A 24362-nucleotide genomic window follows, 5' to 3' on the forward strand; every position below is an offset into this window, starting at 1 on the left:
TCAGAAGGCTCCACAGTTCGACGGTGCGGGCTCACCGCGCAGTCGCGCTTCGATGTACGCGACGGATTCGGGCAGTCCGCCGATCATGGGCACCGCATGGTTGATGATGAAGCCGGGCAGGATCGGCGGCGTCGTGTTGGGCAGGAACTGCACCGTCGCGCCCTGATCGCACCAGTCCAGCGCCAGCTGACGGCCCTGACCGTAGGGGACCGTGTCGTCCTGCGTGCCGTGCTGGAGGAGGACGGGCACGGCAGGCGTGCGGTTGCCGATGCGCTGCTCCGCGAGGATCTTCTGGACCTGGGGCAGGCGGTCGAGCACGACATCGAGGGGCTCACCCGTGCGGGTGTAGTCGCCGGTGCGCTGGAATGCGAAATTCGCGACCGTCTCCGGGACGCACTGGTTCGCCACGGCCGCGAGCATCTCGCGGCCGCGATCACTGATCTCGGCGTCGATCTCGTCGCGGATCTCCGGGTAGGCGTCGGCGAGGCCGTTGATCGTGTACCCGATGGCACCGGTGAGCAGCGTGCCGTCGATCTGCTTCAACGTGGCCACGAGGTCGGCGGGCGGAGCACCCACGTAGGCGCCGACGAGGTTCAGTTCGGGGGCGTACTCGGGTGCGAGTTCGGCCGCAGCGCCCGACGCGCCGCCGCCCTGCGAGTAACCGAAGAGGCCGACCGGGCTGTTCTCGGTCACCGACGCGTTCTCGAGCTTCAGCGCCGCGCGCACCGAGTCGAGCACCGCGTGGGCTTCGGCGGCGCGGTTCACGTAGGTGTGGTGCCCCGGCGTACCGAGACCGTCGTAGTCCGTGACGACCACGGCGATGCCGCGCAGCAGCAGCGCGTTGATCGACAGCACCTCGTACTCGGTGAAGAAGTCGAGGGGCGGATTATAGTTGACGAGCGCGCCGAGATTGCGGGACGGCGCGCACTGATCACCTTGACCGTGGGTACCGACGGCCAGCGCGACGAGCGGCCGGTCGCCGGGACCGTTCCACGGCGTCGACGGCTCGATGTAGGTTCCGCTCACCGCATCGGGTACGCCTTTGGCGTCATTGCTGCGATACAGCAGCTTGGTGCCCTGACCCGGGAAGATGCCGTCGGCGACCGGTGCGCGCAATGCCAGATCGGACGGTGCCGTGCGCAGGACGTCGCCGGGAGCACCCGTCGGCAGCGGGTCGGGCGGGAGATAGAAGTCCGTCTCGGCTCCCGCTGTCGCCGCGGTTCCGAGAATTCCGCCGGCAAGGACGGTCGTCGTCACCGCCGCGGCCATCCACTTCCGAGCGCGCCCCACCATGTTGTCCCTCCACCTGGATCCACCGGAACCGTGTGTCCCTCGTCACGGCGGTACGGACTGTAACACGTACTTACCGGAAAGTAAGGTCGGCACTTCCCTCCCTGTCTGCCACAATCGTTCTTCGCGCCCGAAGCGGTGCATTTGTCCGGCGCACCCGGAGCGAGTCGGGTCCTCGGCAGCACGACGGACGAGCAGCCTCTCGAGGAAGGGAAGACATGGCAATCGGTGTCGGCCTCCGGATCGGGCGAGTCGTGTCCACGGCGGTCATCGCATCCAACGAACCCGGCACTCCCGACCCTGTCGTCCTCGCCCGCGACTCCGTCCTGCACGTCGACCACGACGGCAACACGTCGCTCGGCAGCGTGGCGCACGGGGACGAAGCACGCACGATCGCGGGCTTCCTCACGCGGGTCGGCGACGCCTCGGGCATCACCGCGAGCGACGGTCGCATGTACCGCGCCGAGGACGCGATGGCCACCGCCATCCACTGCCTGTTGCGGGAGTGCCACCCGTTGCCGACCTTTGGTGGCATGGACAGGGACAGCGATCCCGGCTACGCCGCCACCTACCCGTCGCACTGGGATCCGGACACCATCGCGACCTTGCGTGCCGCCCTGGACTACGCGAATCTGCGGCACGTGGATCTCGTGTCCGATGCGCAGGCGGCCGCCGCCTGGTACGCCTCCGAGATCTCCGAGACCCCTGGCCAACTCGTGGGGGTCTTCCATCTCGACGACGGCGGCTCGACCGTCACCCTCGTACGCTCGGGCGTGCCCGCCGGCAAGGCCTACCGCACCCCCGCCCAGGGCGCACCGTCCCCGGCGGCCCAACTCGCCACGGCCCTCGGATCGTTCGGCTGGATACCGGACAATCTCGAGGCCGTCGTCGTCATGGGAGACGGTCTCGTCGCACGAGATCGCACCCACATCCAGGAGATCGCGAACAGCCTCGCCACGAAGCTCACGGTGCGCAGCCTCGTCGGGCCGGGCCCGGAACAGACGGCGGCGCTCGGCGCCGCGATCCTCGCGGCCGGATTCACGCCGGCACGCGAGACCAACAAGACCCGGATCGGACTTCCACCTTCCTACGACGAAACCGACGTACTCACCGGCGGTTTCGCTCGGCTGCGCGAACTCGAGGAGAGACGTCTCGGGGCCGAGAGCACCGCCGAGAACCGCGGAGCCGCGAGGAAGGAGGCCACACCCGTTCCGGTGCTCACCACGGGCACCGCAGACGAGAACACCGGCAACACGAGAACGGTCGTCATCGGGGTGGTCGCCGTTCTCGTGCTGATCGCGATCCTCGCCGGCATGCTGCTCTGATCGATCTCCTGTCTCCGATCGACCCTGCTCAGTCCGCCGGGGTGCGGTCGGGAGCCGGAACCGCAGCGAGCGCGGCGGCGTCCTCGTCCCCGAAACGGTCCTCGAGCACGGCGGGAGCGAAATCGAGATCGATCTCCTCCAGCGGGCGTCCGCGCGCGGATTCTATTGCGCCGAGCCGTCTCTGTGCCCGGTCGGCCGCATAGGAGATGAACTCGTCGTTGTCGAGACCGTAGGGCTGTTCGTCGAACTGCTCGTTCTGCCACTGGATCATTCCGGTCGCGAGGGGAAGCAACTCCTCCATCCGCTGCAACACGACGTTCCAGTTCGAGTCGTCCGCTGCCACATGCCGTCGGCAGGTGAACGTGCCCCAGGCCATGTGCCGGCGCTCGTCGGAGCCGATCCGCCGGATGATCTCCTGCATGCCCGGCAGGATCCCGTACTTGGTGCACACCTTCTGCCACGCGTAGTAGCCCGTCAGCGCGAGACTGCCCTCGATGACGTGGTTGTAGGTGACACTCGCGCGGACCTGATTGGCCGGGGACGGATCTCGATCGAGCACGCGCAGGCTGTGCGGCAGTTCCTCGTAGAACAGCCGCCGGTAGTAGGGATTCTCGGCAACGAACGGGTGCAGGTCGGATGTCAGTCCCACGGTGTCCATCCAGCGACGGAACACCTGCACGTGCTTGGCCTCCTCGTAGCAGAACTGGGTCAGGTACATCTCGTCACCCAACCGGCCCTCCGCTTCCATGGCGCGGAGGAACGGAAGGATGTCCTGCGTGACGGCCTCCTCGCCGGCGACGAACAACGCGACCAGATAGGTCGAACTGCGGCGTTGTTCCGAGTTGAGCGACGCCCAGTCCTCGGCGTCGTGGGAGAAGTCGATGTCCATCGGATCCCAGTGCGCTGCGTTGCCCTTCGCGAAGAGCCGGAGCGGGAAGGCGTCCCAGTTCAGGCCGCCTTCCCGCAGCGACGCGAAACCCTGACGCATCTGTGTAATCTCGGTCACACCCTCGAGGCTAGACCTCGATTCCACATACGTCGCGGTCTTGTCTCAGTCACCCAGCAAGGTGTCGCCGGGATACCCCTTCGGACCGAATCCCGGAGGGACGAGAAAGACCGCCGACCCGATCGGCGTGATCCACGGATTCAGCGCGTCGTGCTCGGCGAGGCGCTGCTGCACCGGGACGAACTGACGGTCCACGTCCACCTGGTAGGTGGCGAACAGCAATCCGGCGCCGTCCTGGTCGTCGTAGTTGTAACCCCGTCGCAGGAACTGCTCGTCGCCGGTGCGGGGACGTGCCCGCGCGACGTGCGATTCCGGCGGGATCACCGGGATACCGAACCGGTCGGTGGCCTCGAAGTCGGCGTCGTCGTGTTCCTCCGAACCCGTCAGCGGAGCACCGTTCGACAGTCGCCGGCCGACGGCGAGTTCCCGAGCGGGACGGTCCAGCTCGTCCCAGGTGTCGAGTTCCATGCGGATCCGGCGTAACACGAGCGAGGTGCCACCGGCCATCCACGGCGGGTCACCCGGATTCCACACCTGCCGGTCGAAGTCCGGGCTGTGCGGCGCGGGATTGACGGTGCCGTCTACCTGCCCCATGAGGTTGCGCATGGTCGTCCCGTCGGGTCGCGTGCCGGCCGCACGCCGGAACCCTCGCTGGATCCAGCGGACCGTCGCCACCGATCGCACACTCCTGGTGAGTGTGCGGACCGCGTGCGAGACGGTCACCGGGTCGTCGGCGCAGACCTGCAACAGCAGGTCGCCGCTGGACCATCGTTCCTCGAGCCGGTCGATCGGGAAGGCCGGCAGCGGCTTCAGCCACGCGGGTCGTCGGTCGGTCAGGCCCGCGGCGTCGAAGACCGCGGGACCATAGCCGACCGTGACCGTCAGCCGGGCCGGGTCGACGGCGAGTTCGGGTTCGGTGTCGCCCAGCGCCGGCGTCCCGGTGGTGAGTCGCCGCGAATCCTCGGCCCACACCCGCATGATCCCGACGAGCCCGTCACGATCGACACCCTCGGCGAGGTCCAGTGCCACGAACGACGCGAAGGACTGCGCGGGGGTGTCGATACCGGCCTGATGGGTGCCGTGGATCTCCACGGTCCGCGCGCCGATCGGTTCGGAGATGCGGGACGCGACCGCCGTCCCACCTCCGACCGCGCCGAGTCCTGCTGCACCCAGCGCGGCGACACCGCCCCCGAGCAGGGTGCGTCGAGTGAACCTAGCCATCGTGGGTTGCCCCGTCGTGGGACGGCACGTACTCCTCCTGTGCCCCGGCGAAGTCGCGGACCTGGGCCGTGAACTCCTCGGTCGATCCGTCCGCGAACTCGAGTGTGAAGGTCACCGTGTTCCCGGGTCGCAGAGGCTCCACGAGGTCCATGAGCATGAGGTGGTCGCCGCCGGGCGCGAGGCTGTGCACGGTGTCCGCGGGGATGACGAGCCCGTCCCCCATCTCCTGCATCACCATCGAGGCGCCGCCGGACGACACCATCTCGTGCAGTTCCGTGGTGGCGGATGCAGGACTGGACGCGCCGACGATGTGCACGTCACTGCTGCCGGTGTTCTCGATCTCGGCGAAGGCACCGGTCATCCCGGTGTCGGATGCCTTGACCCAGGCTTCGGACACGACGACGGCCTCGGCCGAGTCGGTGGTGCCGGTGTCGGAACCGCAGGCGGCGGCGAGCAGGGCCGTTGCGGCGATCGCAGTGCCGAACATGGTCTTCTTCATGATTCTCCGTAAGTGTCGGTGCCTCTGCGGGCACACGGAACGAGCGGTCGCCGGCGGCGGCGACCGAGAAGGTTGACCTAGCGGAGAACAACGGGAGGTGCGCGGCTGCCGGTTCCGCCGACGAGTAGTACGCCGGGACCGATATCGGGGCGGTGGATCGTCGGGACAGGTTCGGCGACGGCCACGGGCAGCGTGCGGTACGTCTCGGGAACGATCCGGCGCAGCGCTGCGAGTGCTGCTTCGCAGCCCTTCTCGGCACCCCGTACCAATACTGCGGCGAGGAGGACGGCAACCGCGTGGGCGGACATCATTCCGGATCCCGGTGTGTGCAGGTGACCGTCGTGGAGTCCCAGCACGAGGTGGCCGGCGACCTGCCCGAGGACGAGGACGAGCGGCACCGGAAGCTTGGTTTCGCCGGTGAGGACTCCGACAGCGAAGGCAAGCCCGAGGAGGAACACCAGGGCGTCCTGGTGGGGAATCGCTCCGCCGGCGAAGGCGTGCGCGGCGATGCTCAGTGCGGCCGAGATTCCGCTCACGAAGACCGCGCGCATGCGCATCACGGTGTTCACCTCGGCCATGAAGTCAGAATACTTCCCTCACCTGCGATTACTACCCCATGTAGTAACTATCACCGAATATAACGACAGAGCGTCGGTAAGATATCGACGTGCCGTCGAGAAGATTGGGCACATACCCGGTCCAGCCCACGAAGGACTCCACATGTTTCTTGCCATGCGCGAACTATGGTTCGCGCGCACCCGCTTCCTGTTGATGGGCGCCGTCGTCGCGCTCATCTCGATCCTCATGGTGATCCTGTCCGGTCTGTCGTCCGGTCTCGTCGTCGACGGCGTCTCGGCACTGCAGCGCACACCGGTGCAGGCATTCGCCTTCGCCGAAGGAACCAAGGCCGACTCCGCATTCTCCCGATCCGTGGTCACGGAAGACCAGGCCGACACCTGGCGTGCCCGCCCGGACGTCGCTCGCGCCGAACTGTTCGGCAACACCATCGTCAACGCGAAAACCGAGAGCGGGGTCCCCGTGGACCTCACACTCTTCGGCATCCGGCCGGGCTCGTTCCTCGAACCCTCGGTCTCCGAGGGGGCACCGCTCGGTGGTGACACCGATGTCGTCCTCAGCGACAGCGCCCGCGCCACCGGCGTCGAACTCGGCGACACGATCGTCGTCGATCGTCTCGGTACCCGGTTGGACGTCGTCGGGTTCACCTCCGACAAGCGCACCTTCGGTCACGTCGACGTCGCCTACCTTCCCCTGAGCACCTGGCAGGAGATCCACGCCGGTGTCCGGCTCGGTGAACAGGTCCCTCCGAGCGCGTACACCGAAGCCAGTGTGGTCGCGATCGAGGGTGTGGACGGAGCACTGCCCGATCTCACCGCGGGTGACGCAGCAGCCGGTACGACAGCGAAGACCCTGGAGGAATCGTTCGATTCCTCCCCCGGCTACAGCGCCGAGATGATGACGATGTCGATGATCACCGCCTTCCTCTACGCGATCTCAGCCCTCGTCGTAGGAGCGTTCTTCACGATCTGGACCGTGCAGCGCAGCCGTGAGATCGCCGTCCTCCGCGCCATGGGCGCCTCCACCGGATTCCTCCTGCGCGACGCCCTCCTGCAGGCCGTGATCGTGCTCGTCGGCTCGGTCGCCTTCGGCGTGCTCGTCGGTCTCGGACTCGGGTCGGGCCTCGAGGGCAGCGGCATGCCTTTCGTCCTCGAATCCGGCCCCGTCGCTCGAGGTGCCGTTCTGCTCGTCGTCCTCGGCCTGCTCGGCGCCGCCCTCGCCGTGGTCCGCATCGTCCGTGTCGATCCGCTCGCTGCCCTGGGAGAGAACAGATGACCGTCACCACCTCCACCGGCCTCACACTGTCCGACGTCTGCCTGTCCTTCGGCGACGGCGACAGCACGGTCCACGCCCTCGATCACGTCGACCTGGGCGTCGAGCCGGGTGAACTGGTCGCCGTCGTCGGGCCGTCCGGTGCCGGCAAATCGAGTCTGCTGGCGGTCGCCGGTGGCCTCGGCCGACCCACTTCCGGCACCGTGAGTGTCGACGGTATCGAGGTGACCGCACTCGACCCGCGGGCGACCGCGAAGCTGCGCCGAGAGCGGGTCGGGTTCGTATTCCAGTCCGGCAATCTCCTCCCCGCCCTGACCGCACGCGATCAACTGCTCCTCGTCGAGAAGATCGCCGGACGCCCCGGACGGAACCCTGACGAGCTGCTCGCCTCGGTGGGTATGGAGCACCGCGCCCAGCGGCGACCCGGGCAGCTCTCGGGCGGTGAGCGTCAACGTGTCGGCATCGCGCGGGCCCTGATGGCCGAACCGTCGTTGTTGCTCGTCGACGAACCCACCGCCGCCCTCGATCGGAAACGCAGCCACGAGGTCGTCGAACTGCTGGCACGGGAAACCCACACCAGTGGAGTGGCTACGATCATGGTCACCCACGACCACGAAATCCTGCGGCACTGCGACCGCGTGCTCGAAATGGTCGACGGAAGACTTCGACCACACGACTGAACGGTCGACAGCCGAACGAGGAGGGCCGGCGGTGCCGAAGATTTCCGCAGCGACGGTCGCGGAGCACCGCGCAGCGCAGCGCCGTGCCCTCCTCGACGCGGCGCTCGAACTCCTCGCCGAGAAACCGGAACAGGCACCCTCGCTCGGCGACGTGGCGCGTCGTGCGGGTCTGGCCCGGTCGAGCGTCTACAACTACTTCGATTCGCGCGACGACCTGCTGCACGCGGTCGTCGTCGACATGTTCCCGCGCTGGAACACGCGCGTGATCGAGGCGATGGAGAAGGTGTCCGATCCGACGGAGCGGGTGCTGACGTACATCGACGTCAATCTGCAGCTGGTCGCCGAGGGAGAGCACGCGATCGTCGGTGCTCTCGCCGCTTTCACCCCTCAGGCGTTCAGTGACGAGAGCATGCACGCCATGCATCAGGACCTCGTCCTCCCCCTCGTCGAGTCGCTGCGGGTCCTCGGAGTCGCGGATCCCGAACTCGATGCCGAGCTCGTCACCGCGCTCGTGCACAAGGGAACGGAATTGATCGAATCCGGCCGCAAGCTCGACGAGGTGCGCTCCTCGATCCGCAGGGTTCTCACCACCGCGCTCTCCTGATGTTTCACGTGAAACGGACCGTCGATCCGGGACCGTTCACGATCACCTCGGGGTGACAAGCTCCCGGAGCGGGTCACCACCGTCGACGAACAGGCGCGCATCCGGCCGTGTCGCCGCCGCGATCCGCTCCAGAGCGACCCTGCCGGCTTCGGGTGCCGACCGTCGAGTGCACCGACCCTGATCCAGCACACGTAGGTGCGGCTCCAGCGGCAGCGCCGCGACGATCTCGGCGAGTCGCGGAGAGAGGCGGGGCGTCACCCTTCGAGTGTGGAATGTGGGCAGACGGGCCGAGGCAGCAACAGAGCAAGGGCGCTTCCGAAAGATCGGAAGCGCCCTTTACCTGCATTTATGTGATTGTGGAGCCTAGGAGATTCGAACTCCTGACATCTGCCTTGCAAATGCGAAACACCCTGCAGGTCAGGAGATCGAAAATCGGATTACCTGCGGAAACACCCTCTCAGGAATCACTCCACATCACACGGTTTGAAGGCAGGGTGTGTCCAAAGTGTGTCCACAACTTATGTGCACTCCCCCGATCAGGGGAAGACTCTCCCGGAGCGGGAACTTCACCCCACTGGGTTACGCATGCCCTGAGATGGCAGCTAAAGGGGCTCAGAAGCGATCGCGGGGGCTGGGCCGGTCCGTGGAGAGCTCACCTTCAATCTTCAGTCCGAGTCGTTCCAACACCTTCACTGCCACTTCGGGCCTATCACGCACTGCAGCCGCCGTCTGCATTTCACGCCATTTCTCGCGTCCCTCTGCAACTTCATCCCGCCACCCCTCACGTCCAGCGACCTTGCATTCGGAGATCAGAAACTCGACGAAATCCTCGACGCATGGGCGGAATCTATCCCCTCCGGTGGGGATATGAACGGACTGGACGGCCGCTGGCGAATCGTGACCCGTCGCAGCAAGCAACTGGGTAAACAACCCACTCTCGGCATGTACATGGACGTGGGAGCACGGGACGCGCGTCGCATCGCGCACATACTCCACGCGAACGATCGGCTTTTTCCCCCGGGCGTCGCGCAGCTGAAAGGTAGAGACATGAACAGCCAGATGCTCACCGGACCGATCAGTACCTAGTTGTAATTCCCGGGGACGTTGTGAACGCCGACGCGGTCTATAGGTGACTGTCCACCGATCCCGGTGTGGGGCCGATGGTGATTGTAGTCATGCAGCCACTGCTGGTAGGTGGCACAGCGGGCCTCCTCGGACCGGTAGGTGTGCGCGTACGCCCACTCGGCAACGAGGGTGCGGTTGAACCGTTCGACCTTGCCGTTGGTCTGCGGCCGATACGGCCGGGTCCGCTTGTGCGCGATCTCCGGACCGAGAGCAGAAGCGAACTCCTGTGATCGATAGCAGGATCCATTGTCCGTCAGCACTCGCCTGACGGTGATGTCGTGGGCAGCGAAGAACGCGTGAGCACGGGCCCAGAACCCGGCCGCGGTGCCCTTGCGTTCATCTCCGAGGATCTCCGAGTAGGCGAGCCGCGAGTGATCGTCGACCGCGTGGTGCAGGTAGGCGTAACCCATCTTCGATCGGTTCTTGCGGCCGGTCTGCCGGCCGAGCTTGCGGTGCCCACCACCATCGGGAATCCGGCCGAGTTTCTTGATGTCGACGTGCACCAGATCACCCGGTTGCTCGTGTTCGTAGCGGTGGGGTGCCGGGCGGCGTACGGGCAGTCCGGTGGCCTGGTCGAGGTGGGCGAGTTGGGGCATCTTGTAGCGGCGCAGCACCGCCTCGACGGTCGATTTCGCCAGGTGCAGGTGGTAGGCGATACGGTGCGGTCCCCACCGTCGGGTGAAACGCAGGCCGATGATGCGTCGTTCGGTGCGGGTCGGGGTCCGGTGCGGGCAGGACCGGGGGCGTGAGGACCGGTCCTGCATCGATCGGTCACCGGCCAGGTAGCGATCGACCCATTTCTTGGCGGTCGCCGGTGAGCACTGGAACCGTTCGGCGGCCCGGCGCAGGCTCCAACCGGTCTCGACGACGAGTTCGGCCAGGGCCAATCGGCCACGTGGGGTCAGATAGGCGTTAGCGTGTGTCATGAGGGCCCTCCGGTAGTCGGGGTGTGTGTGGTAACCACACCGATACCGGAGGTCCTCACCTATCTCGTGGCGGCACGCCGTTCACAACCTGCCTGGGAACTACACCTAGTGCATAGTCGAGATGCACCATTCCCACTACATCGTCGCTAGCAGCGGCATGCAGGGTTTGCCGATAGGAAAATGTAAAGCGGTGACCATCCGGAGACGCCGCGACCTCAAGGGAGTCCGGTTTCGGCTCTCCCTTGAGGCACATCAGGACGCGAGTCGATACTTCCTCTGCAAATTCCTGTACTCGCTGCTCAAGGCCTGAAGGCTCACTCATCCCCAAGTAGGAATCTGATCGCCTGAACTTCGTCCCAGACCGCCAGTTCTTCCGGCGTCAGCATGTAGCGCGACGCAAGCTCTGCGAGTGCGCTGTAATCCATATCGACTCGGGCAAGAGCCTTTTCAAGACGCTCATGCAGTTCATCTGTGCTCTTACGCTCGATAGTCACAGGCATACCAACACCTCCTCGGTCGCTACTACGTGCCTTCATTATGCAGGCGGTCTCTCTGGTGTTCGAAGTGAACATACCGATTCCTACCAGTCGCCACCGACAACTAGCTCTGACCAGGGGGAATGCTCTTAGGTGATCTTGCACCGGGTAGCCAGGAACTCACGGCGCGCGAGCAGAACGTCAGCCAGCCGGGCAGGGGCACCCGCTGCGGCGATCGTTGCCCGGATCTCCGACTCATCAAGAGCCATGATCCGGCGAATCCCGTCCGCCTCTTCCTCAGCGGTCAAGTCCGCGTAGAGCTTCGCGCCGGCAGGTGAGATACCCGGATCGCGCATCGTCTCGAGCTCCCACACCTCGGCGGTGAGGTTGCGGCGTTCACCACGGGCCCGGAAGTCCAACGCACCCCCGACGTCGACCCGGTACGCCGTACCATCGCCGTCGACGAGGATGTTCCCCGGCTCCGGGGCATCCCAATTCGCCAACCACGCATCCACCACAAAGTGCCGGCGAACCTCCGGAGTCGACTCCGACCACGGCTGCGCGTCGATCACCGCGGACATGTACCGAGTCCCATCCGGGGACAGTTGGGCATCGGGCACCGGCACACCAGCGAGAGCGTAGAGCTGGTTCGCGGCGTACTCGTTGCGGGCGTGCGCGATCGTCGGCGGGGTCTTCACGAACCACTCACGACCCGACCGAGGATCGATCACCACCCGACCCGAAGGTGCAGCCACTCGAGGACGCACGATCTCGTGGGCAGTCGGCACGTGCTCGACGATCGGCAGGCCACGCACGTCCGCGACCCACTCGATCTCTTCCACCGGATCCCGGTCGAAGTACCCCAACAGCCGCTCCGGGGGAATGATGCACTTCCACACCGTGCCACCGGTGTTGCGTTTGCCGGTCTCCCACTCTTGCACATACCAGCGAGCACGCTCAGGAGTGTCCGTCCACGACAGACCCTCCCGATACTCCGGCGGTGCACCCCGATACAGGGTCAGCGGCTCCGTCGGACGCTTCGACTCATCCACCACGCCGTTCACATCGCCATAGGTGACGAACCCTAGGGTGCGAAACATGGAAATCCACTTGTCGGGGCGCACCCGTAGCGTAGGAACTTCCACCTTCCGCCACGCCAGAGTGAGCGCGCCGGCGAACCACTGCGCCGTGCCGTAAATCCGCTCATCGAACATCCGCTCCACCATCAACGGCACATGCTTGGTGGGGACATCCGCGGCGAGGCGACGGAACTTCGGCGACCGAGTCCGAGCAGCATGGAGAGCAGCGTTCAAGGCGTCGAAGTCCTCTGGTCTCCGGGGCTTCTTCTTGCGCTTACGAGAAACAGGCACAGTCTGTCCTTTCAGATCTTCGACTCGTCCCACGGCTCATCAGGGATATGCACCGCCGCGGCGATCTCCTCCGACTCCCGCACATCCGCGCCACCCGGCCAGCCGTGTCCCGCGGACCATTCGGCGCGGGCTTCACACCAGTCGTCGAACACCCCCGACTCGAAACCGGCGAACCGCCGGCGCTCACACCACAGGCGGAAATCCCGCAGCTCGGCCGGCACCAGACCCGAAACCTTGTCCCGACGTCTCACGACACCACCCCCTTGATTCCGTAGGTGCCGCGAACACCGCGGCGTTGCTGCTTCGTCGTGTCCTCGTCCTGCACCCCCGACTCCAGGCCCAGGGCCGCGACCAGGCGAGCGAACGTGATGCGCTGCTGCCGCAACTCTGGCAACGCCGGATGCACCCGCGTGCCCTGCGGCGACTCATTCAGCACCCCGTCCCGGTCCAACACCTTCTGCAGCTCGTCCAGGGCATCGGCCGTCCGGCACGCCTGCAGCAACAGGCCACGCTCATGCTCAGCGAGGTCGAAATCCTCGAGCGTGTCGATCCACAATCGCTTGCCGGCAGCCCGGAGACCCCGCGGCGGCTTCACCTCATCGACCACACCGGGCCTCCTTCCAGGTCGATTCGTTTCAGATAGCGGGGGGAGCGCTCGCCTATGCCGGAGGTGGCGGCTGAGCCACCCTCGGGTCACCTCCCCCTGGGGTGCCGGCCGGACGCAACGGGATGAACGTCCGGCCGGCACGGTTCCTCACTCGGGTCACCCTCGGAACCCGCGGTGAGGAGGTCTCAGCGTGCTGCTGCCACGGTGGCTTCTGCTGCACGTTCGGTGGTGAGCTGGTCGACGCGCTGGCGGTAGGTGTTGGCGTCGGCGAGGTCGAGGTGTGCACCGGCTCGGACGATGGCCCATACGTCGGTGCTGCCGCCGAGCTTGTGGGTGTGCCAGGTGTGCCAGTCGGCGTCGGTGATGCGTGCTGCCTGCCATGTGCCGTCGACGGGTGCGAGGCGTGTGGCTTGTGCCCATGCGACCCAGGCCTGGGTGATGGTGTCGATGGTGCGGATCCCGGTCTTGGCTTTGGTCCACACGTCGGCCGCGTCACCGCCTTGTCGGAGTATCGCCTCGGCGTTGTTCAGGTCGATGTCTCCGAGCACCTCGTGTGCGGTGTGGAGTGCGGCGGCGGCGGTGTCGAAGACGGTGCGCCATGCGTCGATCAGTGCGGTGTCGTGCTGGGTGAGTGCGTCGGTGAGGATGTGGCCGGCTTCGGTGCGCATGGTGTCGGCGAGTGCTTCGTTGTGGAGCTGCTGTGCGTTGAGTGCTGCTGCGACGTGCGGATCGGTGGTCGGTTCACGTCCGGCGTCGATGGCGGCGACGAGGGCGTCGCGGAGTTCGGGTGCTGTGAAGGTGTCGGTGTATGCGGCGATTTTCTCGGCCCGGGCCTCGGCTTTGGCGATGGGTGCGGGGACGGTTGCGCCGGCCTTGCGGGTGGCGATCAGGACCCGCTGTGCGGTGCGGTAGGGATGGAGGTTCACTGGTCGTCCTTCTTTCCGAAGACTTGGCGGAGCAGTTCGCGGTTGGCTTGTGTGCGGGCGTCGTGGTCGGCTTTGGTACCGCCGAGGAGTTGGCGGGCGAATCGTTGAGTGTTGGTGTCGCCTCCGCGGGATTCGGTGACGAACTGTGTGAGTTCGTTGTCGGTGAGACTGGCGATGTAGTCGGCTGCTTGCCGTCGCTGGTCGTTCATGCTGCGGTCCTGTTCTGGAGGTAGTTGGTGACGGCTGCGCGGTCGATCAGCCACCTGCCGGCGTGGAGGGTGCCGCCGAGTTCTGGGGCGAGTCGGCGGGCTTGCCGGTGTGAGCATCCGAGCATCCGTGCCATCTCCTGTGTGCTGATCCAATCCGCCTGCATCTCACTGTTGTTCGTGATCTCGCCAGCGGTGTCCTGTTGTCCGAACACGGCCAGTTCACGTGCGAGTTCGGTGATTTCGGGCGGAATTCGTTGCCCGTTGCGTTGGCGGGCGGCGATGGTGACGCGCACCGTGAACCGCACGGCGTCGATGCTTCTGCCGGTGAGCAGGACGACACCGGGTGCGAGGTGTTGCACTGGTGGTGTCATGCACGTCCCTGCCTGAGTTTCTCGGCGGCGTCGACGAGTTGGTCTGCGAGGGCGATCGCTTCGGATGACCTCATGGCGATGGCGACTCCGCTGAACTCGAAGAGCACCGGGAAGGGTGTTCCCGGGTTGGCGGTCACTCGTGCCTTGCTGCGGCGGACGACGAGTCTCATGCTGCGGGGGTGTCCTTTCGTCCGGGGCGACCGGGCAGTCCGTGGACCTTGCCGCCCCACATCCCCAAGGGATGGTCTTGTTCGCTTGCTGCGGTTCGGCACAGGCCCTGGACCGGGCAGCGGGTGCATTCGGTTCGTGCCCACGCCAGACGTGCCGATCGCTCCTCGGCGTTCTCGTCGTCGATCTCGGCATCGAACAGGGGGTGCCGGCCACTGCAGCGAGCACCGATCAGGCGGTCGTCGATGAGGCTTGCGATGGGATCGGGGATCTGCGGAAGCCTTGAGGTTCGGCGGCGGGTCATGCTCTGTTCCTCTTCCATGAGCGGGATTTGTGCGAAACACGCGAAACTTGGGGAACTATGCAGGTCAGAGCGTTTCGCTTCCGATTCGTGTTTCGCTTTATCCGAAACAGTGTTTCGATCCGAAACGCTGTGACCTGGCAAGTTCCGCTTGTTACCCACGTTTCGACTACTTCCCGGTTTCGCTCGGTAGGTAGCGCTTCCAGGCGTCGTGGAAGCCACTCTCACCGGTCGCTGTGTAGCCCTTGACCGTCCGTTCTCCGATACGGATTTGACCCGAACGGACTCCGTACTTCTTGAGCATCGACGCCAGACGCCGAGGGTCGATCTGCTTGCCGTGCATGTCACCCCACGGTGATTCTTCGATCTTGCGTAGCTCGAGGATCAGTTCCTCGGTCGACACCCGGTCGCGGCCGTCGATGATCGTTCGGCAGTCCGCGAGCAACTGCACTCCCAGGGACTGTTCTGCCGGTTCGGAATCGAGCACGAAGTGCCGACACGCTGCCCGGGCGGTCTCCGGCCAGTGACCGCCCGCCTCGTCGGCGATCGCAAGCAGCGCTTCCCACACTTCGGCCGGCCGATCCTCGACACCGCGGGGCATCTTCGGTCGGGCTTCGGCCAACCTCTCGGCGACCGCCTCCATCCATTCCGCCAGGTCTTCCCGGATCGGTTTCGCCTCGAGTTCGGCGTCCCGTTCTCGGTACGGGTTCACCACCTCCCCGGGTGCTCGTTTGCGCTTGTGAATCGTGATGGCCCTGGTGGTGATCGTGGCGGGCATGTTCCCGGCCAGGCCGGCCAGCGCGGCCGGGGCGAACACCGGGAACTCGCGGACCTTCATGTTCTTCGCGTCGCCCTCGCAGCGGTCGACGGTCGCACCACGCTTGTACCCGGAGTTGAGCAGGGCCCGTAGGTCTTCGGTCTGCGGCGAGGAGGTACGTCCGAAGATCGCGTCCACCTCGTCGTAGAAGAACGACGGTGGCAGCTCCCCGGCATCGGTCGACTGTGCGATACGCCGGTAGATCGCCGCGGTGGTCGCAGAGATCGTCAGCTTCGGCTTGTGGGCGAGCAACGCACCGAGCTCAAGGTCCCTGGTCTTTCCCGATCCCGGTTCAGGTGAGGAGAAGATGATCCGCGGAGAGATATAGAAGGCGGTACTGGCGTGCGTGTGTGCGATCCACAGCGCATACGCCGGCGCGCAGTACTCGTTCGGATACACGCTGTAGAACCGCAGGAACGCCATCACGTCGTCGAGGACACCGGCACCGTTGACCGGAGCGATACTGTCGTCGGTGCAGTCGATTTCGGGGGTGTAGACCACCTATGCCACCTCCCCACGAAGTCGAGAAAGTCGCTCAGAATGCGATACAGCGTCCGTTCCGGCGAGACGGAGCATCGGCAACAGATCGCCTTCGGGCATCGTGTCGGCAGCCTCGACGAGCGACTTCCCCAGCAGCTCGTAGCGGCGACGGTAGGCGTCGGAGACCACTGCGCGGGCGTACGTCGCCGGAGCGAGATGGTTCGAGGCGGCGCCGGAGGTGATCGCGTCGAGGAGGATTTTCTTCACCGCGGTGCCGGAGTCACCACCGAGTCGGCCGGAGCGCTGCAGCTGGTCGCTGACTGCGGTGCCGTCGTGCGGTTGGCCGGCGCCGACGAGCCAGCGGATTGCGAACAGGATCACGCGGGCATTCGGGTCCTCGAGGTCGTCGTCGGCGATGAGGGGAAGCACCTCCCGTACGTCTTCGGTGGTGGCCCACATGAGGGAGCCGAGGAGAAGCACTTCGGTTGTCGGGTCCGGTCCGATCGGGCGGATAGCTCGGGTCACTCCATGCTTCCCTTCTGGCACTTCGGGCCGACATGGGCGGCACGGGATTTTGGGGCGACAAGCCAGCGGCCGCAGACGCGGCACTTGGTGGCGATACGGGCACCGTAGAGACGGGCTTCGGCGTCGATGCGAGCCACAGGATCGGGCTCCGGAGGGGTAATGTTGTGTTGACGCATCGGGCGTCCTTTCAGGGATCGATGGGGGCCGGGAACCACGGAAATTGGTTCCCGGCCTTGCTCGTCCGCGGCGTGCGGGGCTCCGCATCGAGCTGGGTCGGGACACTCGGTCAGGTCACGGGCTTCGCCTCCGCATCGCGGTAGTGGCGTCCTCTCCGAAACCGTCACGGTCGGTGACTTGCCGGTCGACGATGTGCGCGAGGATCAGGGCCACGTTCTCTGCGAAGAGGGCGACGATGAGGAAGAGCTCGAGGTCGGTCACTGTCCGGCCTCCGTGATGTACTGGTACGCCGCCATGATCGCGTTCGTCACCTGTTGGAAGTCCTCGAGCTGGTCGGGGAGGATGCACAGGTCGTGGAACATTTCGCCGCCCTGCATCCCGGTCGAGTCGATGGTGATTTCGACTTCGCTGTGAGGCCGCCCCTGTTCGATACTGTCGTGTCGCCACACTTGGGCGGTGAACACGCCGCGGGTGACCTCGGCGAGAAGGAAGTTGTGCCCGTCGCGCCAATCGGCATCGGGTCCGAGGGTTTCAAGATTCTGGTAGACGGTGGGGATCGGGTCGGCGAGGATCCCCTCGGGTGCGTCGTCGATGGTGTCGGCTGCGGATTCGTCCTCGGGCACCGGCTGGTCGGATCGAAGGATTTGGTACTCGACTTCGAGGCCGACCGTGGTGGTCATGCGTACGTAGTCGCCGGTGGTGACGGTGTATTCGATTGCGTCCCAGCCGAACCGCCGGGTCACATCGGCGTTGATCAAGGCGATCGCGCCGGGGAAGTCCTGGGCGTGGGCGACGATCTGCTGTAGCCCGGCGACGATCAGTCGCACCATGTAGCTCTGGGGGTCGGTAGACTGCATGTCAGAATCTCCTGCTTCCTGGTTGGTGGATTCGTTGCCCTCGATGCCCTGCCCGGCATCGGGGGCGTTCTCATTCGGTCGCTCGGTGTAGTCGTGTTCGACTCCGAGCAAGTGGTGCAGCCTGCGGGGGTAGTCGCACCGCTGGCAGGTCGGTTCGTCGCCGAAATAGCTGGCCATCACGCAGCGCCGGGACGATCGTCGGTGCGCTGCATGGTGTTCTGGTCGATCCACTCGTAGACATCGGCCCACTTGTAGAAGATCCGGCGATTCAGCCGAACGAACTTCGGTCCAGTCCCCCTATACCGCCATTGCGCAAGTGCGGCTTCAGTCATGTTGAAGAACGCCGCCACCTCTTTCGCTGGTGCGATGAGCGGAGTATTCCCGTCACTCATGCCGTTTCCTCTCACTGGATTTCTAGCGACGTCACAAGTAGATCAGTGAGGCGAGGTGCTGTCAAGTCGCGAGATTTCTAGTACCGTGTGACTGTGACCGAAACGAAGCCATTAGCCGAGGTTGTTGGCCAGAACGCCCGCGCTCACCGGATTCGCCATGACGCGAAACTCGATGACGTAGCGCGTGTAGCCAGGCACTACGGCTTGAAATGGAGCACGGGGCGAGTTGGGGACCTCGAGGGCGGAAGAATGCCCGCTACGTTGCCGACCTTGTTCGCGGTCGCACTCACACTTGGCGAGGTGACCGGAGAACCTATATCGATCGCGGATCTCACGTGGTTCGACGGTTGGATCGAAGTGAATCCGGGGCTGAAGGTCCGCGGTGACGCTCTTACACGTGCATTGCAAGGAGAGCCGGCCCGGTTGATGGCGAGAGATGTTATGGAACCGGGGGAAGCCAAGCAGATCGTGCAAAAGGCGATCGAGCAGATGCGCGCAGACAATGACCTTCTTCAAGGAATTGGCGCCAACCTGCGAATTGACGATCTGCAGAGAGCTGTCCACGACGCGGGGGTGACAGAACATCGAGTTGCAAAAGAGTTGGATGTGACTCAGAACGTGCTGGCCACGCTGTCGCTGCATCTTTGGCAGTCGACCTTCTCGGAGGAACGCGACCGCAGGGCAGGTCCCGATTCCAACGCGCAGAGGAAGGGTCAGATCACCAGGCAGATGAAGGACGAACTGAGATCAACTCTCGCAGGACTGCGCCGTGGCGACGGTCAGTAGCTACGACACCGCCAGCGGGAAACGCTGGGAAGTCCGGTACCGCACCCCAGAGCGCACCACCACCCGGAAACGCGGATTCACCTCGAAACGGCAGGCACAGGACTTCGCTGCCACGGTCGAGGTAGAGAAGATGACGGGGAGTTATGTCGCGCCATCGGCCGGCCGGGTGCTTTTCGGTGACGTCGCCGAAAAGTGGATCGCGAGCAAGGTCAACCTGTCGGCCTCGACCGCCTCGAGGTACAGGTCAGCGCTCGATGTGCACATCCTCCCTGCCTTCAAGACCACCCCACTTGCCGACGTCACACGAGAGCGGCTGCGGCGATGGGTAGCGAGCATGGCAGAGACCAGCTCGGCCGCGACCGTACGGAAGAACGTCGGCGTCTTATCGCAGATCCTCGACCAGACGGTCGAGGACTCGAGGATCGTGTCGAATCCCGCGGCCGGCCTCGACCTGCCCCGCATCGAACACGAGGAACGCCGATACCTGACGCCCCACCAGGTCGATCTGCTGGCGAAGGCAGCGGAAAGTCACGCCGTGCTCGTCTACACGCTCGCGTACTGCGGTCTGCGGTTCGGTGAGGCCGCCGCGCTCACCGTTGCGGACGTGAACCTCGACCGCGGCCGGCTACGTATCCACAGGTCTGCGACTGTCGTCGACAGCAAGGTCGTGGTGTCGAGCACGAAGTCGAACAAGGGCCGCGATGTACCGCTCCCCCGGTTCCTAGCGGAGATGCTGGCGAAGCACACCGAGAGCATGAGTCCCGAGCAGTTGGTGTTCCCCGACAGTCGCGGCGGACACCTCCGTGCGAACAACGTCCGGCGACGATGGTGGAACGACGCGGTAAAGGCATCCGGTGTCCCCGAGGGACTGACACCGCACGAGCTACGACACACCGCGGCCTCGCTGGCGATCAGCGCCGGAGCGAGCATCAAAGCGGTACAGCGGATGCCCGGTCACAGCAGCGCGGCGCTCACCCTCGATCGGTACGGGCACCTGTTCGACGACGATCTCGGAATGGTGGCTCAGCGGCTTCACGATCTCGCTCGACCACACTCCACGTGACACTGCTCGAGAACCGAGTGTGTCCAAACTGTGTCCAGAAACGCGGAGAGGGTATTTTCCCCGATTGGGGAAAATACCCTCTACCTGCACTTTTACTTGTGGAGCCTAGGAGATTCGAACTCCTGACATCTGCCTTGCAAAGGCAGCGCTCTACCAACTGAGCTAAGGCCCCGTCCGCCGCGTCAGCGACTGGGAACCGCGTGCCATTCGTCTTCGCTCCGAAGCATGCGAGCGATTCCGAGAACGATCAGAATCCCGGTTCCCACGAGTGCGAGAACCCTCATTCCGATCATCCTTTCGGCACGGGAGTGGGCCTAGGAGGACTTGAACCTCCGACCTCTTCGTTATCAGCGAAGCGCTCTAACCGCCTGAGCTATAGGCCCTCGAACCGAGATGGAACACTACCCCACCGGGGTCGCCGGAAACAAATCGCCTCGGCGGGGCAGCGTTCCGGCAGGTCAATCCGGGTCGGCGAGGGTGGCCTGAACGCCGCCTACGAGATCGGTGCAGAGGTTGTAGATGAACGCACCGAGGGTCGCGAGAGCCGTCAGCAACACCGTGTTGGCGATGCCGATGATCGTCGCGTAGCCGAACACCTGGCCGGCCGAGACGAGCGCACCGCTACCGACGTCGGAGACGATGTCGGTGAACGCACTGTTGAGGCGTTCCCATACCCCCATGCCGGCCAGCACGCCGTAGAGTAGGCCGACCGCGATCATCCACACGAAGAACAACGACACCGAGATCACCGACGAGATCTTCAGCATCGACCAGGGGTCGATACGGCGGATCTGCACGGTGGCCCGCAGCGGTCCGGCGGCGGGGATCGCCGTGGGCACCGCGGTGGTGGCGGGGGCGCTCACCTGCGGGGTCTCCCCCGTGCTCGGCGAACCGGTCGACGGATGCTTCACTGCGGACAGATCCGGCAGGTCCTTGGCGAGATCCTTGCGTTCGATGTGCCGTGTCGGGCCGTCGATTACCGCGGACTTCGCCTTCGCTGCAGCAGCCCGGTCGCGCGTCCCGCGCGCGGCGTCTCCGCCCCCGGCCGGGCTAGCTCCTCCGGCGGCATTGGGAGCCGCTGTGCCGGTCACGACGGGACGCGTCGACGGCTCCGGGCCTCCGGCCGCAGAGCCCTTGGCCGAGGCCCCAGCGGGGCGCTGAGGCGCTCCACCCTGCTTGGACAGACCCTGACCCACACCCGGAACGTTCGTCTGCGGAGCGTTCTGCGGGGAGCCCGACTGCGCCGACGCCGCTCCCCGCTGCCAGGGAGGGGTCGGGCCGCCGGAGCGGGGCATCTGGGCGGTGCGTTGCTGACCTGTGGCCGGCTGATCGGCCGCAGCCGATCCGTTCTTACCGTCCGCTGAGGCACCACCGGACTTCTGGGAGCCGCCCTGAGCAGGCGTGTCCTGCGCCGCCTTCGCCGTCGGCTCGGCCTTCCGGCCTGCTGCCGGCGGCTGGTCGGCCGGACCCTGCACGGGTGCCGGGTCCGCTGCTCCCGCTGCGGGAGCGGACGAACCCTCCGCCGGTGCCCCAGGAGCCTGCGAAGGCTGGGCCGGTGACGACTGCGACGGCCGGTTCTCCGGCGCCGGTTTCTGCTCCGAGGCCGGGCCCTGCTGCGTGCCCTTGTTCTCGGGCTTCACCTCGTTCTCTGTACGGTCCTCCGGCTTCCGACCGGTTTGCCCGCGATCGGCCCCGTTCGGTCCCTGGGGAGTGCTCACTTACGACTCCTTAGCTCCGGCTGCGTCGGCTTCGTCCGGCTCGTCGGCGTTGCGCGCGATCGCGAGCAATGTATCGCCCTCGGCCAGGTTCATGAGCCGCACGCCCTTGGTCTGACGGCCTGCCTTGCGCACCTGCTTCGCCGCAGTGCGGATGACACCGCCGCTCGAGGTGATGGCGTACAACTCGTCGTCGTCCTCGACGATGCGCGCCCCGACCAGGTTGCCACGCTTGCGGTCGTACTGGATGGTCAGAACACCCTTACCGCCGCGACCTTGGACCGGGTAGTCCTCCATCGGGGTGCGCTTGGCGTAACCACCCGAGGTCGCGACCAGCAGGTACGTGCCCTCCTTGACGACGTTGAGCGAGAGCAGCTTGTCCTCGCCGTTGAACCGCATGCCCTGCACACCGGAGGTCGCGCGGCCCATCGGACGCAGCGCCTCGTCGGTGGCCGAGAAACGGATCGACTGGCCCTGCTGCGAGACGAGCAGCAGATCGTCCTCGGCGGAGCACAACACCGCGCCGACGAGCTCGTCGTCGCCGCGCAGGTTGATCGCGACGATGCCGCCCGAACGGTTGGAGTCGAAGTCCGACAGGCGCGACTTCTTGACCAGGCCGTTGCGGGTCGCGAGCACCAGGTACGGCGCATCCTCGTAGGTTTTGAGGCGGATGACGCCCTGGATGCGCTCGTCGGGCTGGAAGGCCAGGAGGTTCGCGACGTGCTGACCACGCGCCGTGCGATTCGCCTCGGGCAGCTCGTACGCCTTCGCGCGGTAGACGCGGCCCTTCGTCGTGAAGAACAGCAGCCAGTCGTGCGTGGACGTCACGAAGAAGTGCTTGACGATGTCGTCCTGCTTGAGCTCGGCACCCTTGACGCCCTTGCCGCCGCGCTTCTGCGAGCGGTACAGGTCGGTGCGCGTGCGCTTGGCGTAACCGGTCTCGGTGATGGTGACGACGACGTCCTCACGTGCGATGAGGTCCTCGTCGTTGACATCACCGTCGGCCGCGACAAGCCGCGTGCGGCGCTCGTCGCCGTACTTGTCGACGATCTCCTTCAGCTCGTCGCGGACGATGGCGCGCTGCCGCTCCGGACGGGCCAGGATGTCCTTGTAGTCCTCGATCTCGCGCTCGATCTCGGCGAGGTCGTCGACGATCTTCTGACGCTCGAGAGCAGCCAGGCGACGCAGCTGCATCGCCAGGATGGCGTCGGCCTGGATCTCGTCGACCGTGAGCAGATCGATCAGGCCGGCGCGCGCGATGTCGACGGTCTGCGACGCGCGGATGAGCGCGATGACCTCGTCGAGCGCGTCGAGGGCCTTGACCAGGCCGCGCAAAATGTGGGCGCGTTCCTCGGCCTTGCGCAGCAGGTACCGCGTACGCCGGACGATGACCTCGATCTGGTGGTTGACGTACAACCGGATCATCTGGTCGAGGCGCAGCGTGCGCGGCACCCCGTCGACGATCGACAGCATGTTGCAGCCGAAACTCGTCTGCAGCTGCGTGTGCTTGTAGAGGTTGTTGAGAACCACCTTGGCCACCGCGTCGCGGCGGACAGTGACGACGATGCGCATGCCCACGCGGTCGGACGACTCGTCGTGGATGTCGGAGATGCCCGCGATCTTGCCGTCGCGGACCTGTTCGGCGATCGACGTGATGAGGTTGTCCGGGTTGACCATGTACGGCAGCTCGGTGATGACGATGCTGGTGCGGCCCTTGGAGTCCTCTTCGATCTCCACGACGCCGCGCATCTTCACCGATCCGCGACCGGTCGTGTAGGCATCGTGGATGCCCTGCGTGCCCGTGATCAGGCCGGCGGTCGGGAAGTCCGGTCCCTTGATCCGCTCCATGACCGCGGCGAGGGTGGTCTCCTCGTCGGCCTCGAAGTTGTCGAGCGCCCAGTAGATGGCCTCCGCAACCTCCCCGAGATTGTGCGGCGGGATGTTGGTGGCCATACCGACCGCGATACCGCCCGAACCGTTGATCAACAGGTTGGGGATACGGCTGGGGAGAACCGTCGGTTCCTGCGTGCGGCCGTCGTAGTTCGGCTGGAAATCGACCGTCTCGTGGTCGATCTCCCGCAGCATCTCCATCGCGAGCGGCGTGAGCCGGCACTCGGTGTACCGCATGGCGGCGGCGCCGTCGTTGCCGCGGGAACCGAAGTTGCCCTGGCCGTCGACGAGTGGATAGCGCATCGACCACGGCTGCGCCAGACGCACGAGCGTGTCGTAGATCGACGCGTCGCCGTGCGGGTGGTAGTTGCCCATGGTCTCGGCGACCGCGCGCGCCGACTTCACGTACCCGCGGTCGGGGCGGAAGCCGTTGTCGAACATCGCATAGAGCACGCGACGGTGCACCGGTTTGAGACCGTCACGCACGTCGGGCAGAGCACGGCCCACGATCACGCTCATCGCATAATCGATGTAACTGCTCTGCATCTCCTGCTGGATGTCGACGGGCTCGATGCGGTCGTGCCCCGGCCCCTCCGGAGGCAACGTGGTGTCGGTCATGAGCTCCTTCTTCTACTCGGCTCGCACGCCCGGCTCCGGCCTTCGGCCCGACGGACGTCTCGCAACCACACGAGTCTATAGGTGCAGGTC

General features: G+C 65.6%; 29 protein-coding genes and 2 tRNA genes. 6 read left to right on the top strand and 25 right to left on the bottom strand.

The features are described 5' to 3' along the window. On the bottom strand, positions 1-1293 hold the full coding sequence (locus A5767_RS15730) for a lipase family protein (RefSeq protein ID WP_064852653.1): 1293 nt from the start codon (positions 1291-1293) through the stop codon (positions 1-3). A 215-nt stretch (positions 1294-1508) separates the two neighbouring features. Here A5767_RS15730 and A5767_RS15735 point away from each other — a divergent pair, with 215 nt between their 5' ends. Next, the gene (locus A5767_RS15735) at positions 1509-2615 is read left to right on the top strand and encodes a hypothetical protein (protein WP_006550931.1); all 1107 of its coding nucleotides are present in this window, start codon (positions 1509-1511) and stop codon (positions 2613-2615) included. A 28-nt stretch (positions 2616-2643) separates the two neighbouring features. Here A5767_RS15735 and A5767_RS15740 read toward each other — a convergent pair whose 3' ends face one another. The 4 genes from A5767_RS15740 to A5767_RS15755 form a co-directional block, all read right to left on the bottom strand. Further along, complete coding sequence (locus A5767_RS15740; protein WP_039584443.1) at positions 2644-3621, bottom strand: R2-like ligand-binding oxidase; 978 nt, start codon at positions 3619-3621, stop codon at positions 2644-2646. 45 nt (positions 3622-3666) lie between these two features. Continuing rightward, entirely contained in the window at positions 3667-4842 is a 1176-nt protein-coding gene (locus A5767_RS15745) for a Dyp-type peroxidase (protein WP_019290457.1), read from the bottom strand. After that, complete coding sequence (locus tag A5767_RS15750; protein WP_019290458.1) at positions 4835-5341, bottom strand: copper chaperone PCu(A)C; 507 nt, start codon at positions 5339-5341, stop codon at positions 4835-4837. The genes A5767_RS15745 and A5767_RS15750 overlap by 8 nt, the downstream gene beginning before the upstream one ends. Positions 5342-5418: 77 nt before the next feature. Next, positions 5419-5919, bottom strand: coding sequence for a hypothetical protein (locus A5767_RS15755; RefSeq protein WP_064852655.1), 501 nt, complete (start codon positions 5917-5919; stop codon positions 5419-5421). Positions 5920-6061: 142 nt separating this feature from the next. Here A5767_RS15755 and A5767_RS15760 point away from each other — a divergent pair, with 142 nt between their 5' ends. Genes A5767_RS15760 through A5767_RS15770 form a run of 3 tightly spaced genes read left to right on the top strand, consistent with a single transcriptional unit; the run spans position 6062 to position 8473 of the window. Then, positions 6062-7192: an FtsX-like permease family protein gene (locus tag A5767_RS15760; protein ID WP_033098092.1), complete on the top strand. Its 1131-nt coding sequence runs from the start codon at positions 6062-6064 to the stop codon at positions 7190-7192. Continuing rightward, positions 7189-7869 (top strand): ABC transporter ATP-binding protein, encoded by a 681-nt coding sequence (locus A5767_RS15765; protein ID WP_019290461.1) that lies wholly within the window; start codon positions 7189-7191, stop codon positions 7867-7869. The genes A5767_RS15760 and A5767_RS15765 overlap by 4 nt, the downstream gene beginning before the upstream one ends. A gap of 31 nt (positions 7870-7900) precedes the next feature. Then, positions 7901-8473 (top strand): TetR/AcrR family transcriptional regulator, encoded by a 573-nt coding sequence (locus A5767_RS15770; protein WP_024102552.1) that lies wholly within the window; start codon positions 7901-7903, stop codon positions 8471-8473. Positions 8474-9555: 1082 nt separating this feature from the next. Here A5767_RS15770 and A5767_RS15785 read toward each other — a convergent pair. From A5767_RS15785 to A5767_RS15850, 16 genes are all read right to left on the bottom strand, one after another. After that, complete coding sequence (locus A5767_RS15785) at positions 9556-10524, bottom strand: IS481 family transposase (protein ID WP_064852657.1); 969 nt, start codon at positions 10522-10524, stop codon at positions 9556-9558. Between the two features lie 314 nt (positions 10525-10838). After that, positions 10839-11024, bottom strand: a complete 186-nt coding sequence (locus tag A5767_RS15795; protein WP_064852659.1) for a hypothetical protein — start codon at positions 11022-11024, stop codon at positions 10839-10841. Between the two features lie 125 nt (positions 11025-11149). Then, the gene (locus A5767_RS15800; RefSeq protein ID WP_197483255.1) at positions 11150-12403 is read right to left on the bottom strand and encodes a hypothetical protein; all 1254 of its coding nucleotides are present in this window, start codon (positions 12401-12403) and stop codon (positions 11150-11152) included. After that, positions 12382-12621: a hypothetical protein gene (locus A5767_RS15805; protein WP_156665164.1), complete on the bottom strand. Its 240-nt coding sequence runs from the start codon at positions 12619-12621 to the stop codon at positions 12382-12384. The genes A5767_RS15800 and A5767_RS15805 overlap by 22 nt, the downstream gene beginning before the upstream one ends. Further along, positions 12618-12977, bottom strand: a complete 360-nt coding sequence (locus tag A5767_RS15810) for a hypothetical protein (RefSeq protein ID WP_064852662.1) — start codon at positions 12975-12977, stop codon at positions 12618-12620. Before A5767_RS15810 ends, A5767_RS15805 begins: the two co-directional genes overlap by 4 nt. A gap of 185 nt (positions 12978-13162) precedes the next feature. Beyond that, a complete protein-coding gene (locus A5767_RS15815; RefSeq protein WP_064852663.1) occupies positions 13163-13903 on the bottom strand; it encodes a hypothetical protein in 741 nt (246 codons plus the stop codon). Then, positions 13900-14112, bottom strand: coding sequence for a hypothetical protein (locus A5767_RS15820; protein WP_064256154.1), 213 nt, complete (start codon positions 14110-14112; stop codon positions 13900-13902). The genes A5767_RS15815 and A5767_RS15820 overlap by 4 nt, the downstream gene beginning before the upstream one ends. After that, a complete protein-coding gene (locus A5767_RS15825; protein WP_156665165.1) occupies positions 14109-14483 on the bottom strand; it encodes a helix-turn-helix domain-containing protein in 375 nt (124 codons plus the stop codon). The genes A5767_RS15820 and A5767_RS15825 overlap by 4 nt, the downstream gene beginning before the upstream one ends. Next, the gene (locus A5767_RS23165; protein WP_156665166.1) at positions 14480-14653 is read right to left on the bottom strand and encodes a hypothetical protein; all 174 of its coding nucleotides are present in this window, start codon (positions 14651-14653) and stop codon (positions 14480-14482) included. The genes A5767_RS15825 and A5767_RS23165 overlap by 4 nt, the downstream gene beginning before the upstream one ends. Further along, complete coding sequence (locus A5767_RS15830) at positions 14650-14955, bottom strand: WhiB family transcriptional regulator (RefSeq protein WP_082937721.1); 306 nt, start codon at positions 14953-14955, stop codon at positions 14650-14652. Before A5767_RS15830 ends, A5767_RS23165 begins: the two co-directional genes overlap by 4 nt. Before the next feature lie 166 nt (positions 14956-15121). Beyond that, positions 15122-16270 carry a DUF3631 domain-containing protein gene (locus A5767_RS15835; protein ID WP_064852666.1) on the bottom strand — a complete coding sequence of 383 codons (1149 nt, stop codon included), beginning with the start codon at positions 16268-16270 and terminating at the stop codon, positions 15122-15124. Next, complete coding sequence (locus tag A5767_RS15840; RefSeq protein WP_156665167.1) at positions 16271-16774, bottom strand: DnaB-like helicase N-terminal domain-containing protein; 504 nt, start codon at positions 16772-16774, stop codon at positions 16271-16273. Continuing rightward, a complete protein-coding gene (locus A5767_RS23780; RefSeq protein WP_231913202.1) occupies positions 16771-16950 on the bottom strand; it encodes a DUF6011 domain-containing protein in 180 nt (59 codons plus the stop codon). The genes A5767_RS15840 and A5767_RS23780 overlap by 4 nt, the downstream gene beginning before the upstream one ends. 115 nt (positions 16951-17065) lie before the next feature. Then, complete coding sequence (locus A5767_RS23170) at positions 17066-17212, bottom strand: hypothetical protein (RefSeq protein ID WP_156665168.1); 147 nt, start codon at positions 17210-17212, stop codon at positions 17066-17068. Continuing rightward, positions 17209-17988 (bottom strand): hypothetical protein, encoded by a 780-nt coding sequence (locus A5767_RS23785; RefSeq protein ID WP_231913203.1) that lies wholly within the window; start codon positions 17986-17988, stop codon positions 17209-17211. The genes A5767_RS23170 and A5767_RS23785 overlap by 4 nt, the downstream gene beginning before the upstream one ends. After that, positions 17985-18200: a helix-turn-helix transcriptional regulator gene (locus A5767_RS15850; protein WP_064852668.1), complete on the bottom strand. Its 216-nt coding sequence runs from the start codon at positions 18198-18200 to the stop codon at positions 17985-17987. The genes A5767_RS23785 and A5767_RS15850 overlap by 4 nt, the downstream gene beginning before the upstream one ends. Positions 18201-18293: 93 nt before the next feature. On the opposite strand from A5767_RS15850, the gene A5767_RS15855 reads away from it, so the two are divergent. Beyond that, positions 18294-18986, top strand: coding sequence for a hypothetical protein (locus A5767_RS15855; RefSeq protein ID WP_156665169.1), 693 nt, complete (start codon positions 18294-18296; stop codon positions 18984-18986). A gap of 130 nt (positions 18987-19116) precedes the next feature. After that, positions 19117-20049, top strand: a complete 933-nt coding sequence (locus tag A5767_RS15860; protein WP_442978767.1) for a tyrosine-type recombinase/integrase — start codon at positions 19117-19119, stop codon at positions 20047-20049. Between the two features lie 99 nt (positions 20050-20148). Here the strand turns inward: A5767_RS15860 and A5767_RS15865 are convergent. From A5767_RS15865 to gyrA, 4 genes are all read right to left on the bottom strand, one after another. Beyond that, positions 20149-20221 (bottom strand) — tRNA-Ala (locus A5767_RS15865). A 137-nt stretch (positions 20222-20358) separates the two neighbouring features. After that, positions 20359-20432 (bottom strand) — tRNA-Ile (locus A5767_RS15870). A gap of 75 nt (positions 20433-20507) precedes the next feature. Then, a complete protein-coding gene (locus A5767_RS15875) occupies positions 20508-21767 on the bottom strand; it encodes a DUF3566 domain-containing protein (protein ID WP_064852670.1) in 1260 nt (419 codons plus the stop codon). Next, positions 21768-24272 (bottom strand): DNA gyrase subunit A, encoded by a 2505-nt coding sequence (gene gyrA, locus A5767_RS15880; RefSeq protein WP_024102549.1) that lies wholly within the window; start codon positions 24270-24272, stop codon positions 21768-21770. Positions 24273-24362: the final 90 nt, after the last annotated feature.

The organism is Rhodococcus sp. 852002-51564_SCH6189132-a (genome assembly GCF_001665495.1).
Taxonomy (GTDB): Bacteria; Actinomycetota; Actinomycetes; order Mycobacteriales; family Mycobacteriaceae; genus Rhodococcus; species Rhodococcus pyridinivorans.